Genomic DNA, 757 nt, shown 5'->3' with positions numbered 1-757 from the left:
GGGTTGGGCGGGGCCTTCCTCGTATTCATGGGTCGTGTTGCTGCTGACCACAACCGTGTTTCTTGGTGGTTTGTGGGCAGTGTGGCGTGGTGGTGTTCAGTCGATTCCGAGGAACCGACGGACCGCCTCGGCGCCGGTGACCTCGACAGGATCCGGAGGACGGACGATCTTGTCTGCACTGAGCACGGCGCGGTATTCCAGGTGAGCGTTGCCGTCCTGAGCGATGATGGTGTGCTCACCATTGGGCCGGTAGCCGACTTTCTCCGAAACCCGGCGGCTGGCGTCGTTGCCGATGAAATAGCCCGTGTGGAACGTCTCTGCTCCGAAGTGATCGGCGAATGCAGTCACCAGCGCCGCTCGCATACGGGTGCCGTAGCCCTTTCCGTGTTCGGAGCGGGCCAACCACGAACCCGTGGAGACAGACCGGGTACGCGGGAAACTGGTGCTGCTCACGCCTTGGACACCGATGATCCGTCCCTGTGCCCGGACGGCGAACTCGATCGTCCAACCCTCCGTGCTGAACTCTCCCCGAGTCCTCCAGTGATACTGTGCCAGCGAACGGGCTACCTGCTCAGCGGAACCCGTGTCCCAATCGACGAGGAACGCGAACACACCATCCGGCCTGACCCCTTGTGTGTGATCAACTTTAAGTAGGCCGGTTCAGCTCCAGAATCCAGCCAGTACAGCGGCTGGATTCCAGCCATAACAGCCCGTCTCTGCTTCTGTGCGCCACTCCCAGAAAACACAAAGTCATGGG

At 61.3% G+C, this 757-nt stretch carries 1 protein-coding gene; it reads right to left on the bottom strand.

Annotated elements, in window-relative coordinates; genetic code table 11:
• Window positions 1–96: 96 nt before the first annotated feature.
• The gene (locus tag ACPUD7_RS17710) at window positions 97–612 is read right to left on the bottom strand and encodes a GNAT family N-acetyltransferase (RefSeq protein ID WP_425120646.1); all 516 of its coding nucleotides are present in this window, start codon (window positions 610–612) and stop codon (window positions 97–99) included.
• Window positions 613–757 lie beyond the last annotated feature (145 nt).

Source organism: Brevibacterium sp. FAM 24630 (genome assembly GCF_049804075.1).
Lineage (GTDB): Bacteria > Actinomycetota > Actinomycetes > Actinomycetales > Brevibacteriaceae > Brevibacterium.
This window is presented reverse-complemented; position numbering and strand designations above follow the sequence as displayed.